The sequence below is a fragment of the Streptomyces sp. NBC_00620 genome, assembly GCF_026341825.1.
Lineage (GTDB): Bacteria > Actinomycetota > Actinomycetes > Streptomycetales > Streptomycetaceae > Streptomyces.
Genome location: NZ_JAPENY010000003.1, coordinates 1,981,936 through 1,998,521 on the forward strand (window position 1 = coordinate 1,981,936; position 16,586 = coordinate 1,998,521).

Annotated in this window: 12 protein-coding genes; 3 read left to right on the forward strand and 9 right to left on the reverse strand. The window is 68.2% G+C overall.

Features of this window, described 5'->3' with window-relative positions; translation table 11 throughout:
* Positions 1-153: 153 nt before the first annotated feature.
* From OG246_RS39940 to OG246_RS39950, 3 genes are all read left to right on the forward strand, one after another.
* Positions 154-1,380: an acetyl-CoA C-acyltransferase gene (locus tag OG246_RS39940; protein WP_266474134.1), complete on the forward strand. Its 1,227-nt coding sequence runs from the start codon at positions 154-156 to the stop codon at positions 1,378-1,380.
* Positions 1,377-3,503 carry a 3-hydroxyacyl-CoA dehydrogenase NAD-binding domain-containing protein gene (locus OG246_RS39945; RefSeq protein ID WP_266474136.1) on the forward strand — a complete coding sequence of 709 codons (2,127 nt, stop codon included), beginning with the start codon at positions 1,377-1,379 and terminating at the stop codon, positions 3,501-3,503. Before OG246_RS39940 ends, OG246_RS39945 begins: the two co-directional genes overlap by 4 nt.
* A gap of 110 nt (positions 3,504-3,613) precedes the next feature.
* Positions 3,614-3,979 (forward strand): NTP pyrophosphohydrolase, encoded by a 366-nt coding sequence (locus OG246_RS39950; protein WP_266474137.1) that lies wholly within the window; start codon positions 3,614-3,616, stop codon positions 3,977-3,979.
* A gap of 291 nt (positions 3,980-4,270) precedes the next feature.
* Here the strand turns inward: OG246_RS39950 and OG246_RS39955 are convergent, their stop codons facing one another.
* The 9 genes from OG246_RS39955 to OG246_RS39995 form a co-directional block, all read right to left on the reverse strand.
* A complete protein-coding gene (locus OG246_RS39955; RefSeq protein WP_266474138.1) occupies positions 4,271-5,728 on the reverse strand; it encodes a glycosyltransferase family 39 protein in 1,458 nt (485 codons plus the stop codon).
* Between the two features lie 82 nt (positions 5,729-5,810).
* Positions 5,811-7,334, reverse strand: coding sequence for an amino acid permease (locus OG246_RS39960; RefSeq protein WP_266474139.1), 1,524 nt, complete (start codon positions 7,332-7,334; stop codon positions 5,811-5,813).
* A 145-nt stretch (positions 7,335-7,479) separates the two neighbouring features.
* Positions 7,480-9,411, reverse strand: coding sequence for a 1-deoxy-D-xylulose-5-phosphate synthase (dxs, locus tag OG246_RS39965; protein ID WP_266474140.1), 1,932 nt, complete (start codon positions 9,409-9,411; stop codon positions 7,480-7,482).
* A gap of 199 nt (positions 9,412-9,610) precedes the next feature.
* The gene (locus OG246_RS39970) at positions 9,611-10,867 is read right to left on the reverse strand and encodes a sugar ABC transporter permease (protein ID WP_266475038.1); all 1,257 of its coding nucleotides are present in this window, start codon (positions 10,865-10,867) and stop codon (positions 9,611-9,613) included.
* 47 nt (positions 10,868-10,914) lie between these two features.
* Positions 10,915-11,706: an ATP-binding cassette domain-containing protein gene (locus OG246_RS39975; protein ID WP_266474142.1), complete on the reverse strand. Its 792-nt coding sequence runs from the start codon at positions 11,704-11,706 to the stop codon at positions 10,915-10,917.
* Between the two features lie 295 nt (positions 11,707-12,001).
* Positions 12,002-13,087, reverse strand: a complete 1,086-nt coding sequence (locus OG246_RS39980; RefSeq protein WP_266474143.1) for a sugar ABC transporter substrate-binding protein — start codon at positions 13,085-13,087, stop codon at positions 12,002-12,004.
* 122 nt (positions 13,088-13,209) lie between these two features.
* Positions 13,210-14,409 (reverse strand): ROK family transcriptional regulator, encoded by a 1,200-nt coding sequence (locus tag OG246_RS39985; RefSeq protein WP_266474144.1) that lies wholly within the window; start codon positions 14,407-14,409, stop codon positions 13,210-13,212.
* A 263-nt stretch (positions 14,410-14,672) separates the two neighbouring features.
* Positions 14,673-15,611 carry a carbohydrate ABC transporter permease gene (locus tag OG246_RS39990; protein ID WP_266474145.1) on the reverse strand — a complete coding sequence of 313 codons (939 nt, stop codon included), beginning with the start codon at positions 15,609-15,611 and terminating at the stop codon, positions 14,673-14,675.
* Positions 15,612-15,626: 15 nt separating this feature from the next.
* Positions 15,627-16,559, reverse strand: coding sequence for a carbohydrate ABC transporter permease (locus tag OG246_RS39995; RefSeq protein WP_266474146.1), 933 nt, complete (start codon positions 16,557-16,559; stop codon positions 15,627-15,629).
* Between the last annotated feature and the right edge of the window lie 27 nt (positions 16,560-16,586).

Here is a 16,586-nt window from a genome sequence, read left to right on the forward strand (position 1 = left end):
CGCTCCCGCACAGCCGGGTTTCCATGTGACCTTCGCCGCTCCCGCCTCCGGGACTGGGCAGCATGGTTACCCGCAAGTAGCATGTGGGTGAGCGCGCGCTCAGGGCGTGTGTGTCGCGCAGCAGTGCCATCCCGCATCTGGAGGAGAGCCATCGTGCCTCGTACCGTCAGGGACGTCGTCTTCGTCGACGGCGTCCGCACCCCGTTCGGCAAGGCGGGCCCGAAGGGCATCTACCACGAGACCCGCGCCGACGATCTCGTTGTGAAGGCCATCCGGGAGCTGCTGCGCCGCAACCCCGGCCTGGACCCCAAGAAGATCGACGAGGTCGCCATCGCCGCGACCACGCAGATCGGTGACCAGGGGCTGACTCTCGGCCGCACGGCCGGCATCCTCGCCGGTCTCCCCCAGTCGGTCCCCGGCTACTCCATCGACCGCATGTGTGCCGGCGCGCTGACCGCCGTCACGGCCACGGCCGGTTCGATCGCGTTCGGTGCGTACGACGCCGTCATCGCCGGTGGTGTCGAGCACATGGGCCGCCACCCGATGGGCGAGGGCGTGGACCCGAACCCGCGCTTCGTCAGCGACAAGCTGGTCGACGAGTCCGCCCTGTTCATGGGCATGACCGCCGAGAACCTGCACGACCGCTACCCGCACATCACGAAGCTTCGCGCCGACGAGTACGCCGTGCGCTCGCAGGAGAAGGCCGCCAAGGCGTACGCCAACGGCAAGATCCAGCAGGACCTGGTGCCGATCTCGGTGCGCAACACCAACCCGGAGGTCGGTGAGACGGGCTGGGGCCTGGTCACCGCCGACGAGCCGATGCGCCCGGGGACCACCTTGGAGAACCTCGCCGGGCTCAAGACGCCGTTCCGCGTCCACGGCCGGGTCACCGCCGGTAACGCCGCCGGTCTGAACGACGGCGCCACCGCGTCGATCATCGCGTCCGAGGACTTCGCGCGCGAGAACAACCTGCCGGTCAAGATGCGCCTGGTCTCCTACGCCTTCGTGGGCGTCGAGCCCGAGGTGATGGGCTACGGCCCGATCCCGGCGACCGAGAAGGCCCTCGCCAAGGCCGGCCTGTCGATCGAGGACATCAACCTCTTCGAGATCAACGAGGCCTTCGCCATCCAGGTCCTCGCGTTCCTCGACCACTACGGCATCGCCGACGACGACGCGCGCGTCAACCAGTACGGCGGCGCCATCGCCTACGGTCACCCGCTGGCCTCCTCGGGTGTGCGTCTGATGACTCAGCTGGCCCGCCAGTTCGAGGAGCAGCCGGATGTCCGTTACGGCCTCACCACCATGTGCGTCGGCTTCGGCATGGGCGCCACGGTGATCTGGGAGAACCCGCACCACAAGGACGCCGGAGGCGACAAGTGAGCACTGCTGAACTCCTGAAGGGCGCGGCCGAGCTGTTCCCTGACGAGGTCGTGACGTCGGCGAACGTACGCCACCTCGACCTGCCCTACGGCGCCGGGCGCTTCGCGCTCATCACGCTCGACAACGGCTTCGACCACACCAAGCCGACCACCTTCGGCCCGGCCTCGCTGGCGAAGTTCGACGCCGCCATCGACCAGGTCGAGGCGGAGGCCGCGGCCGGCGAGATCGTCGGTGTCGGCGTCACCGGCAAGCCGTTCATCTTCGCGGTCGGCGCGGACCTCAAGGGCGTAGAGCTCCTGAAGAACCACGACGACGCGCTCGCCATCGGCAAGGGCGGCCACGAGGTCTTCAAGCGGCTCGCGACCCTCGCCGTCCCGACCTTCGCGTACTACAACGGCGCGGCGATGGGCGGTGGCGTCGAGGTCGGTCTGCACTGCGAGTACCGGACCGTCTCCAAGTCGCTCCCGGCGTTCTCGCTGCCCGAGGTCTTCCTCGGACTGGTCCCCGGCTGGGGTGGCTGCACCCTCCTCCCGAACCTGATCGGCGCCGAGCGTGCGGTGAGCGTCATCATCGAGAACTCGCTCAACCAGAACAAGCAGCTCAAGGGCCAGCAGGTCTTCGACCTCGGTATCGCGGACGCCCTCTTCGAGGGCGCCGACTTCCTGGAGCAGTCGCTGATCTGGACCGCGTCCGTCCTCAAGGGCGACATCACGGTCGAGCGTCCGGAGATCGACCGCGGCGAGGCCTGGGACCAGGCCGTCGCCAAGGGCCGTTTCATCGCCGACGGCAAGGTGCACGGGGCGGCTCCGGCCGCGTACCGCGCGCTGGAGATCATCGCCGCGGCGAAGGACGGTGACCTGCAGAAGGGTTACGACGCCGAGGACGTGGCGCTCGCCGACCTGATCATGGGCGGCGAACTGCGCTCCGGCATCTACGCGTTCAACCTGGTCCAGAAGCGCGGCAAGCGCCCGGCCGGCGCTCCGGACAAGTCGCTGGCCCGTCCGGTCACCAAGGTGGGCGTCGTGGGCGCGGGCCTGATGGCCTCGCAGCTCGCCCTGCTCTTCCTGCGCCGCCTCGAGGTGCCGGTCGTGCTGACCGACATCGACCAGGCGCGCGTCGACAAGGGTGTGGGCTACGTCCACGCCGAGATCGACAAGCTGCTGCTGAAGTCCCGTATCAACCAGGACAAGGCCAACCGCCTCAAGGCCCTGGTCACCGGTGTGCTGGACAAGGCCGAGGGCTTCTCCGACGCCGACTTCATCATCGAGGCCGTCTTCGAGGAGATCGGCGTCAAGCAGCAGGTGTTCGCGGAGGTCGAGGCGGTCGCTCCGGCGCACGCGATCCTCGCCACCAACACCTCCTCGCTGTCGGTGACGGAGATGGCGTCGAAGCTGAAGAACCCCGAGCGGGTCGTCGGCTTCCACTTCTTCAACCCCGTCGCGATCCTCCCGCTCCTGGAGATCGTCCGCGGTGAGCAGACCGACGACGCGGCCCTGGCCACGGCCTTCGGTGTCGCCAAGAAGCTGAAGAAGACCGCGGTGCTGGTGAAGGACGCCCCGGCGTTCGTCGTCAACCGCATCCTCACCCGCTTCATGGGCGAGATCCAGAACGTCATCGACGAGGGCACGCCGGTCGAGGTCGCCGAGAAGGCGGTCGAGCCGCTGGGTCTGCCGATGTCGCCGCTGGTGCTCCTTGAGCTGGTCGGACCGGCCATCGGTCTGCACGTCTCGGAGACCCTCAACCGGGCCTTCCCGGACCGCTTCACGGTCTCCCCGAACCTCGCGGCCGTCGTCAAGGCGGGCAAGCGCGGCTTCTACGTGTACGACTCCGGGAAGCCGGAGCTGGACCCCGAGGTTGCGGCGCTGCTGAAGCAGGGCGACGTCGTCCTGACCGAGGAGCAGGTCCGCGACCGGGTCCTCGACACCGTCGCCCAGGAGATCGGGCTCATGCTCGACGAGGGTGTCGTCGCCGAGGCGCAGGACATCGACCTCTGCCTGATCACCGGTGCGGGGTGGCCCTTCCACCTGGGTGGCATCACGCCGTACCTGGACCGTGAGGGTGTGTCCGAGCGGGTGAACGGGAAGCGGTTCCTGGAGGCCGGGGTGGCTTCGGTTCCCGCGTAACCGTCTGCCTGCGTGGGTGTTTCCCTGCGCGCGTTCGAGGGCCCCCGCTTTGGCGGGGGCCCTCTTCGTGCTTCAGTCGCACCAGGACCCAGATCTCCGGAGGAACCGCCGTGACGACACTCGTGATCATCGACGCCGCCAATGTCGTCGGATCTGTGCCCGACGGGTGGTGGCGTGATCGGCGGGGGGCCGCGGAGCGGTTGCGGGACCGGCTCGCGGTGGACGGGGTCCCCGGGCACGAGGGGGCGGTGGAGATCGTCCTTGTGGTCGAGGGGGCCGCTCGGGGTGTGGAGTCCGTGCCGGGGGTGCGGGTGGAGTCGGCGGCCGGGAGTGGGGACGATCTGATCGCCGAGCTGGCGGCCGGCGCCGCCGGGCGGCCCTGCCTTGTTGTTACGGCTGATCGTGAACTGCGGCGCCGGGTGGGTGAGTTCGGGGCGGAGGTAGCGGGGCCTCGGGCGGTACGTGGGGGCTCGTGAGGGATGGTTTTCGCCCCCTCCGCCCCTGCCCGTCCCTTGTTCCTGGGGGCTCCGCCCCCAGACCCCCGTGTCGCGCTGCGCGCTCGTCCTCAAACGCCGGACGGGCTAAAGACGCTCCCCCGGGGCTGAAGGGTGGAGCCCCCACGGGCGGGTGGGGGATCGGGACGGCACCACCTCGTCCTCAAACTCCGGACAGGCTGAAAGATCTCCCGGGCCCGGGATGAACAGCGCAGCCCCACGGGCGAGTGGGGGATCGGGACGGCACGGCCTCGTCGTCAAACGCCGGACGGGCTAATCCCGCTCCCGCGCGTACAGCACCGCCCCGTCCACCACCCCCACCTCCTCGTACCCCCCGGCCAGCAGCCGTCTCAGCGTCGGTACCCGTTCCGGTGCGTACGGCTTGTCGTGGGAGTCGTCGACCACGAGGGTTGGTGGGTGGGCTGACATCTCGGCGCGGAAGGCCGGCCAGGCGCCCTCTACGGCGTACTTCTCGCCCACCTGGGGGCCGTTGCGGCCTCCGCTGTAGTTGGTGAGGAGGCCGGCGGTGAGGAAGCGGCTGGCGGGGGTGCGGTCGGCCAGCCAGTAGATCTCCGGGTGTATGCCCCACACCAGGACCCGGTCGCCGGGGTCCGTGCGGTGGGCCACCGCGGCCGCGAGGCGTTGGGCGTGGGTGAGGTCGGGGCGCGGGGCGAGGAGGCCCCAGGCGAGGAACAGGGTGCAGCAGCAGGCGGAGGTGAGTACGGCCTTCACCAGCCGGTCGTGGGGCAGGATCTGGAGTGCCGCCGTCGCCAACAGGGCGATGGGCGGGATGAGTTGAAGGTAGTAGTGGCCGAAGAAGTGGAAGCCGAGGAGTACCGCCGCCGCTGACGAGGCTCCCCACAGCCAGAGCTCCGCGGAGCCGGTACGGGCGATGCGCAGAACCCGTACCACCGGCGGGATCAGGCCCGCGCAGGCCACCGCCAGGATCGCGGTGTTGGTCAACCCCCGCCCCAGGACGTGGAGTTCGGAGCCAGTGAAGGAGGCGTACGCACCCGATCCGGTGACCGTCCAGAACAGGAACCCCGCCGGGTCGGTGAGCAGCGCCGCGCAGAGGACGGGCAGGGCGGCTCCAACTCCGAGGCGCACCAGGTCGGTTCGCGGTGCGCCGTGCCGGTACAGCAGCCACACCACCGGAACCAGTACCGCCCCGCCCGTCTGCTTCGCCAGGAAGGCGCACGCGACGGCGGCCCCGGCCGCACCCCACCGGCGCCGGTCCGCGCACCACATCGCCGCGGCCGTGCACGGCAGCATGAACACCTCGAAGGTCGCGGCCTGCGCGTCCTCGGGGTTGAGCCCGATGGAGGCCAGCAGATACAGCACGCCCGCCGTGCGCCCCGCCCGGTCGCCCCAGCGGCGTCTGGCCAACGACGCGAGCAGCACGGCGGTGGACAGCTGGGCCACTACCGCGAGGACCCGTACGGAGGTGAGCGACCCGGAGCCGAACACCGCGAAGGCCGCCTCGTACAACCACGGCACGAACGGCGGCTTGCGGTCCACGACCGTCTCGTAGAGCTCTCCGCCGTCCGCCAGTATCCGCGCCTGGACGGCGAGATAGCCCTCGTCGGGGTTCCACAGCGGCTGTACGAAGGAGGGGGCCCGGGTGACGCAGGCGAGCAGCGCCAGCAGGGGCAGTGCCCGTCTCCAGAAGCCGCGGTCCGATACTCGCGACTCGACTGCGGACCGTGGTGATTCCAGGAGCTCGACGAGCATACGGTGCACGCTATCCGGCCCCGCAGTCTCCGCCTAACCGGGACATACGGGGCCGGAGCGACAACCGGGCTTCGGGGAACGGTTACTTGGTGTCGCCGCTCTGCGGCCTCGGTACCTCGCCCAGCGCAGCCTCCTGCTGCAGGCCGAGACGGCTGTGCGAGCGCCCGTACAGGAAGTAGATGACGAAGCCGATCACCATCCAGATCCCGAACCGCAGCCAGGTCTCCGCGGGCAGGTTCAGCATCAGCCAGAGGGAGGCGAGGACGGAGACGATGGGGAGGAAGGGCACCCAGGGGGTACGGAAGGAGCGGGGCAGCTCCGGGCGGGTGCGACGGAGGATGATCACGCCGATCGCGACCACGACGAACGCGAACAGCGTGCCGATGTTCACCAGCTCGGCGAGTTCACTCAGGCTGGTGAACCCCGCGAGGATCGCGATGATCACACCGAGCAGGATGGTCGGCCGGTGCGGTGTCTTGAAGCGCGGGTGGACGTGCGAGAAGAAGCGCGGCAGCAGTCCGTCGCGGCTCATCGCGAAGAAGACCCGGGTCTGACCGAGGAGCAGGATCATGCACACCGTGGTCAGGCCGACGGCGGCGCCGAAGCTGATGAAGCCCGCGAACCAGGGGTGCCCGGTGGCCTTGAACGCGTCGGCGAGCGGCGCGTCCACGGACAGCTTGGTGTAATGCTGCATGCCGGTCACGACGATCGCCACCGCGACGTACAGGGTGGTGCAGATGATCAGCGAGCCGAGGATGCCGCGCGGCATGTCCCGCTGCGGGTTCTTCGTCTCCTCCGCGGCCGTGGCCACGACGTCGAAGCCGATGAAGGCGAAGAAGACGACGGAAGCGGCGGTGAAGATGCCCATCACGCCGAAGTTGGAGGGCGCCCAGCCGAACATCAGCTGGATGAGCGGGGATTGGAGATCGCCGCCCGCCTCCACGGTCTGCGCCTTCGGGATGAACGGGTCGTAGTTGTCGCCCTCGATGAAGAACGCACCGGCGATGATCACGACCATGACGACGGTCACCTTGATGGCGACGACGACAGCGGTGATCCGGGCGGAGAGCTTCATGCCGAGTACGAGGATGCCGGTGAGCACCAGTACGAGGGCGGCGGCCAGGATGTCGAAGCCGAAGCCGTCGGCCCCCTCTCTCCCGCTGAGCGACGCCGGCAGGTGCCAGCCCGCGTTGTCAAGGAGCGAGGCGATGTAGCCGGACCAGCCGACGGCGACCACCGCCGTGCCCAGCGCGAACTCAAGGACGAGGTCCCAGCCGATGATCCAGGCGGGCAGCTCGCCGAGCGAGGCGTACGAGAAGGTGTACGCCGAGCCGGCGACCGGGACGGTGGACGCGAACTCGGCGTAGCAGATCGCGGCAAGCGCGCAGACGACACCGGACACCACGAAGGCCAAGGCGACGGCGGGGCCCGCGTTGTTCTTGGCGACCGTGCCGGTGAGCACGAAGATGCCGGTGCCGATGATGACACCGACGCCGAACACGGTGAGATCCAGAGCGGACAGCGACTTCTTGAGTGCGTGCTCCGGCTCCTCAGTGTCCAAGATCGACTGTTCGACCTTCTTCGTTCTGAAGAGGGTGCTGCTCACGGGTGTACCTCCACGCTTGACGTCCTCGACATGATCGAGGGGGCGTGTGCTGCGCATGCCCCGGCGCGGACAGGTTCACGCAAATGGGCCGGTTTCACCACCCCTTCAGAGTGATGAAACCGGCCCATCGGGCCTACGGGGTACGTCAGTCGCGCGCGGGCTCCACAGCGTCCACGGCTTCCGCGGTGGTGCGCTCGAACCGTCCGTCGAGCTTGGCGACGAGGCCGGTGACCTGGCGGGCGATGTCCGGCGCGGTGAGGCCGATCTCCGTCATGACCTCCTTGCGGGAGGCGTGGTCGAGGAAGCGCGGCGGGATACCGAAGTCGCGCAGCGGGACGTCGACGCCCGCGTCGCGCAGGGCCTGCGCGATCGTCGAACCGACGCCGCCGACACGGGAGTTGTCCTCGACGGTGACGACCACGCGGTGCTGCTCGGCGAGCGGGGCCATGGCCTCGTCGACGGGCTTGACCCAGCGCGGGTCGACGACGGTCGTGGAGATGCCCTGCTTGTCGAGGAGGCCGGCGATCTCCAGGCACATCGGCGCGAGGGCGCCGACAGAGACAAGGAGGACGTCCGGAGCGTCGGTGCCCGGCTCGCGCAGCACGTCCATGCCGCCGATCCGGCCCAGGGCGGGTACCGCAGGGCCGACCGCGCCCTTGGAGAAGCGGACCACGGTGGGCGCGTCGGTGACCTCGACGGCCTCGCGCAGCTGGGCGCGGACCTGGTCGGCGTCGCGCGGAGCGGCCAGCCGGAGATCGGGGACGACCTGGAGGATCGACATGTCCCACATGCCGTTGTGCGAGGCGCCGTCGGTGCCGGTGACGCCCGCGCGGTCGAGGACGAAGGTGACGCCGCACTTGTGCAGGGCCACGTCCATCAGGACCTGGTCGAAGGCGCGGTTGAGGAAGGTCGCGTAGACGGCGAAGACGGGGTGCAGGCCGCCGGTGGCGAGGCCGGCCGCGGAGACGGCCGCGTGCTGCTCGGCGATTCCGACGTCGTACACCCGTTTGGGGAATGCCTTGGCGAACTTGTCGAGTCCGACCGGCTGGAGCATCGCGGCGGTGATGGCGACGACGTCCTTGCGCTCCTCGCCGAGCTTGACCATCTCCTCGCCGAAGACGGAGGTCCAGTCGGCGCCGGAGGAGGCGATCGGCAGGCCCGTGTCCGGGTGGATCTTGCCGACGGCGTGGAAGCGGTCGGCCTCGTCCTGGAGGGCGGGCTGGTAGCCGCGGCCCTTCTCGGTGAGGCAGTGCACGATGACCGGGCCGCCGAAGCGCTTGGCGCGGGCGAGGGCCGACTCCAGGGCCTCGATGTCGTGGCCGTCGATCGGGCCGACGTACTTGAGGCCGAGGTCCTCGAACATGCCCTGCGGGGCGATGAAGTCCTTGAGGCCCTTCTTGGCGCCGTGCAGGGTCTCGTAGAGGGGCTTGCCGACGACCGGGGTGCGCTCCAGGAGGTCCTTGCCGCGGGCCAGGAAGCGCTCGTAGCCGTCCGTGGTGCGCAGGGTCGCCAGATGGTTCGCCAGGCCGCCGATGGTCGGCGCGTAGGAGCGCTCGTTGTCGTTGACGACGATCACCAGGGGGCGGTCCTTGGCGTCGGCGATGTTGTTGAGCGCCTCCCAGGCCATGCCGCCGGTGAGGGCGCCGTCGCCGATGACCGCGACCACGTGGTCGTCGCGCTCCAGGACCTCGTTCGCCTTCGCGAGGCCGTCGGCCCAGCCGAGGACCGTGGAGGCGTGCGAGTTCTCGATGACGTCGTGCTCGGACTCGGCCTGCGAGGGGTACCCGGAGAGGCCGCCCTTCATCTTCAGCTTCGAGAAGTCCTGGCGGCCGGTGAGCAGCTTGTGGACGTAGGACTGGTGGCCCGTGTCCCACAGCACCCTGTCCTTGGGCGACTCGAAGACGCGGTGCAGAGCGATGGTGAGCTCCACGACACCGAGGTTCGGGCCGAGGTGGCCGCCGGTCTTGGAGACCTCTTCGACGAGGAAGGTCCGGATCTCGCCTGCCAGCTGGTCCAGCTGCTCCAGGCTGAGCCGGTCCAGATCGCGCGGTCCCCTGATGCGGGTCAGCAGCGGCACCCGTGCCTCCTTGCGATAGAGCTGTTCGAGCTTTGCCGGGTCTGTCGAGTCTAATGTTCCGCCTTTCATGTCGGCGTCCGGGCTGTGCGTTGTACGTCACGCGAACGGCTGTAAATCGTCGTACGGGTGTTCCCGTTGCCGGACATGACTGTGCCCGGCACCGCCATTGGTGCCGGGCACAGGATTCAGAGGGCTACCGCTATGCGCGGCCGGCCGACTTCTGGGTACGGCGCGAGACCGAGTCCAGGACGACGGCGGCCAGCAGCACCACACCGGTGATCATGTACTGCACGGCCTGGGTGGAGCTGCCGCCCATGTACAGGCCCGTGATGATCGACTGGATGACGAGGATGCCGAGTACCGCCGACCAGGGGGTGCCCCGGCCGCCGAAGAGGCTGGTGCCACCGATGACGGCCGCCGCGATGGACATCATCAGGACGTTGCCGCCGCCGAGGGTGCTGTCCGCGACGCCGGACTGCGAGGCGATGAACAGACCGCCGAGGCCCGCGAGGAACCCGGAGATGGTGAACACCGAGATGCGGATCCAGGCGACGTTGATACCGGCGCGACGGGCGGCCTCGATGCCACCGCCGACCGCGAAGATCTGCCGGCCGTAGCGGGTGCGGCGCAGCACGAAGCTGGAGATCACCACGATCAGCAGGAAGATCGTGATGCCGAGCGGCAAACCGCGCGCCTGGTTGAAGACGGCCGCGATACCGAAGGCGAGCGCCGCGACGACACCGGAGCGCAGCGCGATCTCGCTCAGCGGGCGGTACGGCAGGTCGACGGCCTTGCGCCGGCGCCGGTCGCTGAGCTGGGACAGCGCGTGGACGGCGACCGCGACGATGGCCGCGGTGTTGGCCCAGGCGACGTTGGAGAAGTAGGTGTTGTTCAGCGAGTAGATGACACCGTCGGCGATGTTGTTGAGCGAGAGCGTGTTGCCCAGGACCTGCAGCTGGAGGCCGCTCCAGCCCAGGAAGCCGGCCAAGGTGACCACGAACGCCGGGACGCCGATCTTGGCGAAGAAGAACCCCTGCAGCGCGCCGATGGCGGCTGCGGCGAGCAGCGCGAGGATCACGGCCTGCGCTTCGTTCATGCCGTTCTTGACGGCCATCACGGCGGCGAGCGCCGCGGTCAGACCGGCGAGGGAGCCGGCCGACAGGTCGATCTCGCCGAGCAGCAGCACGAAGACGATGCCGGTGGCGATGAGGCCGGGGCCGACGATGTACTGCGCGATGTTGCTGAGGTTGTCCGGCTCCAGGAAGCGGCCGGTGGTGCCCTGGAAGATGGCCCAGATGATGATCAGGCCGCAGACGACCGGGACGGCGCCGAGCTCGCCACCGCGGATCTTCCGCTTGAACTCGGTGAGGTAGCCGCCGAAGCCCTCCTCACGGATGAGCAGTCGGGGGTCGACCGCGGTGTTGGCCCCGGCGGCCGCTTCCGGGTTCTCGACGATGTGCTCGTCGACGGGCGTCGCCTCGGGCGTGGAGGTCTTGTCGGTGCTCACTTCTGAACCTCCCCGTTGCTACGGGCCGCACGACGGGTCACGGCGTTGTCCGTGGCGCCCGTGATGGCGGAGATGATTTCTTCCTGCGAGGTGGACTTCACCTCGAAGACGCCGTTGTTGCGGCCGAGCCGCAGAACCGCAACCTCGTCGGCGACAGCCTTCGCGTCGGCCATGTTGTGGGTGATGAGGATGACGGCGAGGCCGCGCTCGCGCAGCCGCTCGACCAGGTCGAGAACCTGAGCGGTCTGCTCGACACCGAGAGCCGCGGTGGGCTCGTCGAGGATCACGACCTTGGGGTCGCCGACCAGGGCGCGGGCGATCGCCACGACCTGGCGCTGACCACCGGAGAGCGAGGCGATCGGGATGCGCACACTGGGGATGCGGATGGAGAGGGTGTCCAGGAGTTCCTTGGCCCGCTTCTCCATGGCGACCTCGTCGAGCACCGCGGCCTTGCCGAGCTCGCGGCCGAGGAAGAGGTTGGCCACGACGTCCAGGTTGTCGCACAGGGCGAGGTCCTGGTAGACGGTGGCGACGCCAAGGTTCTGGGCGTCGTGCGGCCGACCGATCGAGACCGGCTTGCCCTCCCACTCGATGACGCCCTCGTCGATCGGGTGGACACCCGCGATCGTCTTGACGAGCGTCGACTTACCTGCGCCGTTGTCGCCCACCAGGGCGACTACTTGGCCTGCGAAAACATCCAGATCGACATCGGTGAGCGCCTGAACCGCACCGAACCGCTTGGACACTCCGCGCAACGCCAACACTGGCGTAGCGGACACGTGAACCATCTCCTTCGCCGCCTGACCGGCGGGGATTTACCACACTGACGAGGGGTGCCGCGCCGGGGCAACGGGGGCTGAGGTCAGCACCAGGAACCGGGCTACGTCCGCATCAACGCGCGAAAATCTGAGTTGTGCAAGGGCCGTGGGGGGATACGGCCCGAGAGGGGGGGGTGAAAGGTGCCGGCCGCGCGGCACATGTGCCTGCCGCGGCGGCCGGTCTTGGGTGTTCCGTCAGTGGGTAAGGCGCCCCGCCCCGATCGCGGGGCATGCGGAGGAGCGGAGCGCCGTACCGGTCTGCGGACTACGAGATGCCGGCGGCCTTGCAGGCGGCGGCGTAGTCGGCGGTGCAGATCTCGGACACCTTGTAGAAGTTGTCCTTGATGATCGTGTCCTTGATGTTGTCCTTGGTCACGACGGTCGGCTCGAGCAGCGACGACGGGATGCCCTTGTTGCTGGGGCTGTCGATCGTCGTGTCGGCCAGCGAGTCGATCGCCTTGCCGTTCAGGAGGTTGACCGCGATCTCGGCGGTCTTCTCGGCCTCCGGCTTGTACGGCTTGTAGATCGTGAAGGACTGCGTGCCCGCGAGGATCCGCTGGAGGGCGGCGAGCTCGGCGTCCTGGCCACCGACCGGGATGTTCTTGATGCCGGCCGACTCGAGGGCGGCGATGACACCGCCGGCCATGCCGTCGTTCGCGGAGTAGACCGCGTCGAAGCCGTCCTTGCCGAGGGAGGTGATGGCGGCGCCGACCTTCTGGCCCGCGATCGCCGGGTCCCACTCACCGGACTGCTCGTAGACGATCTTGCCGACCTTGGAGTCGAGGACCGAGTGCGCGCCCGTCTTGAACAGCGCGGCGTTCGGGTCGCTCTCCTTGCCGTTGATCATCACGACGTTGGCGGTGGCGGCCTTGGAGCCGAGCGCGTCGACGAGGGCCTGGCCCTGGAGCTGGCCGACCTTCTCGTTGTCGAAGGAGACGTACGCGGAGACCGGGCCCTCGGCGAGGCGGTCGTACGCGACGACCTTCACGTCCTTCTTCGCGGCTTCCGTCACCCACGCCTTGGCGGACGGGGAGTCCACCGTGTCGAGGATGATGACCTTCACGCCGGAGGCGATGAGGTCGTCGAACTGCTGCTTCTGGGTGGAGACGTTCTCGCTGGCGTTCTTGTAGTCGACCTTGCAGTCGGAGCAGAGCTCCGTGACCTTCGCCTTGATCAGCGGGTAGTCGAACGACTCGTAACGCGTGGTCTTGCTCTCGGGGAGCAGCAGGCCGATCGTCTTGTTGTCGCCGGAGGAGCCACTGTCATCCCCGGCCTCGCCACAAGCGGCGAGCGACGCTGCCATCGCGGTGGCGGTGAGAGCCACTGCGGCACGACGCGCGAACGTGTTCATTTTGTAAAACCTCCCTGACGAGGCCGCGTCGTTGCGGCCGAGGTGGCTCGAAGTCAACTCGGCCGTACGTGCGACGTCAAGAAGTAAATACTTAACGAGATGGCAACGGCCTCGTGCGTTCTCTAAGTGAAGGCGGGGCTCGCAGCATGCAGAGACCCGTCCAAAAGGGTCGAATCGCCCATTTCGCTGAGTGCGAGAGCGAGCGCTCCGAGGACCTCCGCACGGCCCCCAAGGGCCCCTGGAAGGACCGAGAGTTGACGTGCGGCGCTGGGGATCGCGTAGCGGGCCACCGACTCCCTGATGGGCCCGAGAACCAGCTCCCCGGCCTCGGCGAGATCGCCGCCGAGGACCACCCGGCTCGGGTTCAGCAAATTGCAGAGGTTCGCCACTCCACTGCCGATGTGGCGGCCGACGTCGGCGATCACCCGACGGCAGCCCGGATCACCGTCCCGCGCCAGCCTGACGACGCCTTCCATGTTCAGATCCGTGCCGTGGCTGGACTGGAGGAGCGGCAGCACATAGCGGGCGGCCGCGAAGGTCTCCAGGCAGCCCCGGTTACCGCAACGGCAGACGGGGCCGGATTCATCAAGGGTAATATGCCCTATTTCTCCCGCTGTGCCACCCGGGCCGCGGTAGATTTTGCCGTTGATCACCAGGCCGGCGCCGACACCGCTCGCGACCTTGATGTACGCCAGGTCCTTGACCCCGCGCCCGCTCCCCCAGACCAGTTCCCCCAGTGCGCCCAGGTTGGCGTCGTTGTCCACGTGCACCGGCACTCCGAGCCGTCCCCCGAGCTCCTCGGCGGGCTTCGTGCCGGTCCAGCCCGGCAGGATGGCGGTGGAGCCGAGGGTGCCCGACTCGACGTCGATCGGCCCGGGCACGCCGAGGCCCACGCCGGCGATCTTCGTCGGGTCGACACCGGTTGCCGCGATCAGGCGGCTGACCAGCTCTTCCGCCCGGTCGAAGCCCTGCGCGGCGGAGGCGTCCACATCCAGCGGCTCGGACTCCTCGGCGAGCACCTGATGGGCGAGGTTCCCGACCGCGACGCGCAGATGCGTATGCCCGAAGTCGACGCCGATGACGATGCCCGCGTCGCCGCTCAGACTGACGCTGCGGGCCCGTCGGCCGCCGGCCGAAGTGGGTGTGACCTCGACCGTTCCCCCGTCCTTGAGCTCCCGGACGATATTGGAGACGGTCGCCGCGGACAGGCCCGTCGTCCTCGCGATCTCCGCCTGCGTGAGCGAACCGGCGAGACGCACCGCACGTACGACGCGCTCCAGATTGGCTCGGTGCAGCGACGACTGCGATCCCGGAGTCTCCATCGACTCATCCACTCCCGCCGTAGGTGGGCGGCCTCGATGCCGCCCATGTGACCCAGGTCACAGCAGTGGAACCCGGGTCACTACAAGTTGTGAACTCCAAGCTCCGCTGAACGGGTTACCGCAGTCAAGTCCTTGACGGAAATCGGGGCCGCCGAGCAACAATCCGTTTCCGTCACCCTGCGGACACGTACTCGCCACTCCCCGGTCGGAGGAGGTGAACACGAAGGGGCGGGTGATGCGCCGGCGAACGGCGTTGCAAAGTGCTACTTGAGTGTCGCCGAGGTGAGACCTCCCTGGACCTGGCGCTGGAAGGAGAGGTAGACGACGAGCATCGGGATCATCGCGATGGTCACACCAGCGAAGAGGACGGGGAGGTCGGTGGCGTAACCCTGCTGCTGCTGGAGCTGGATGAGGCCCTGGGTCAGGACATAGCGCTCCGGATCGCCGCCTTTCTGTGGCTGCATCAGGACGGACGGGAGGATGTACTGGTTCCACTGGCCCAGGACGTTGAAGATGCCGACGCTCAGCAGGCCGGGCTTGGCCATGGGCAGCATGACCTGGAAGAAGGCCCGGGTGTGTGAGGCGCCGTCGAGCACCGCCGCCTCGAAGACCGCCGTCGGCAGCGTCCGGAAGAAGGCGTGCATGAAGAAGACGGTGAAGGGCATCGAGTAGGCGACGTACACCAGGATCAGCCCCTGGTACGTGTTCAACATCTCGAGACGCTTGACCATGAAGAACAGCGGCACCAGGGCGAGGAACACGGGGAACATCGCCCCGCCGACGAAGAAGTAGTAGATGAAGCGGTTGCCCGGGAACTCGTAGCGGGCCAGGACGTAGGCCCCCATCGAGCCGAAGAGCATGGTCAGCGGGACCGAGAAGACGAGCACGATGATCGTGTTCGTGAAGTAGTCGCCGATGCCCTTGTCCCAGGCCCTGCTGAAGACGTCGAACTGCCAGTTCGACGGCCAGCTCAGGGCCGAACCGCCGATCTGCGCATCGGTCTTGAAGGAGCCCAGGACCAGCCAGATCAGCGGCAGGACGATCAACACGGCCCACAGGACCAGGAATCCGTGCGAGAAGACGTTGAGGGTGATGCCCTCGCTCCGCCCGGCGCCGCCCGGACGGGGCGGTGCCTTGGTGACCGACGGCCTGCCGGGAATGCCGTCGCCGGTCTGCGTCGGCTCCTTGATGGGTGCGCTCATTGGTCTGTCTCCGCCTCAGAACTCGATGCGCTCGCGGCGGGTGGCGCGCAGCGTGACCACGGACAGGATCAGGGTGAGGAGCAGCATGACCACGCCCATGGCGCAGGCGTAGCCGCTCTTTCCGAAGTAGAGGAAGTTGCGCATCATCACGTTCGCCATGACGTCGCTGTGGTGGTCCGGGCCGCCGCCGTAGCCGGTGCCCGAGGTCATGGTGGAGACCAGGACGAACATGTCCATCGCGATGATGCCCAGATAGACCCAGGCGGTCTGCACGGTGTCCCACAGCAGCGGCAGGGTCACCCGGAAGAAGGTCTGCGCACGGCCGGCGCCGTCGAGCAGCGCGGACTCGTAGATGTCCTTCGGGACGGACTGCATCGCCGCCGAGAACAGCACCAGATAGAAGCCCACGCCGTGCCAGACGACCACGGCCATCAGGCACCAGAGGACCAGGTTGGGCTCGTTCATCCACTCGATCGGGCTGCTCGCGTCCACCAGGCCCAGTTTGACCAGGACACCATTGAGCAGACCGCCCTCGTCACTTCGGTAGACCGCCCCGAAGAGCACCGCGAGGATCGCCAGCGAAAGCACCTGCGGGAAGAAGTAGACGATTTTGTAGAAGCCCGAACCCGTGACGCCCTGCACGCCGCCGGAGCCGCCCCGCCCGCCCGCGTTCACCATGAAGGCGAAGAACAGGGCGAGCAGGATGGTGATCACCGGGATGAACACCAGGAACAGGAGGTTGTGCCAGATCGCACCCAGGAAGATGTCGTCCTGGAACAACGCCTTGTAGTTGTCCAGACCGACGAAACTGAATGTCTGCGACTGCCCCTGCCAGTCGGTGAAGGAGTAGCCGATGGTCTGTATGTACGGCCAGATCACGAAGATCAGATACAGAGCCAATGGTGCGAGGAGAAACCCCGCGACAAACCGGTACTGCCCTTTTCGCATGGCATCCTGCCCCTGGTGTTCCGGTGT

Bases quoted from the DNA above. Each gene is read 5' to 3' on its own strand.
- OG246_RS39995 (WP_266474146.1), bottom strand. From the start codon at position 16,559: ATGCGAAAAGGGCAGTACCGGTTTGTCGCGGGGTTTCTCCTCGCACCA.
- OG246_RS39980 (WP_266474143.1), bottom strand. From the start codon at position 13,087: ATGAACACGTTCGCGCGTCGTGCCGCAGTGGCTCTCACCGCCACCGCG.
- OG246_RS39955 (WP_266474138.1), bottom strand. From the start codon at position 5,728: ATGCTCGTCGAGCTCCTGGAATCACCACGGTCCGCAGTCGAGTCGCGA.
- OG246_RS39985 (WP_266474144.1), bottom strand. From the start codon at position 14,409: ATGGAGACTCCGGGATCGCAGTCGTCGCTGCACCGAGCCAATCTGGAG.
- OG246_RS39975 (WP_266474142.1), bottom strand. From the start codon at position 11,706: ATGGTTCACGTGTCCGCTACGCCAGTGTTGGCGTTGCGCGGAGTGTCC.
- OG246_RS39990 (WP_266474145.1), bottom strand. From the start codon at position 15,611: ATGAGCGCACCCATCAAGGAGCCGACGCAGACCGGCGACGGCATTCCC.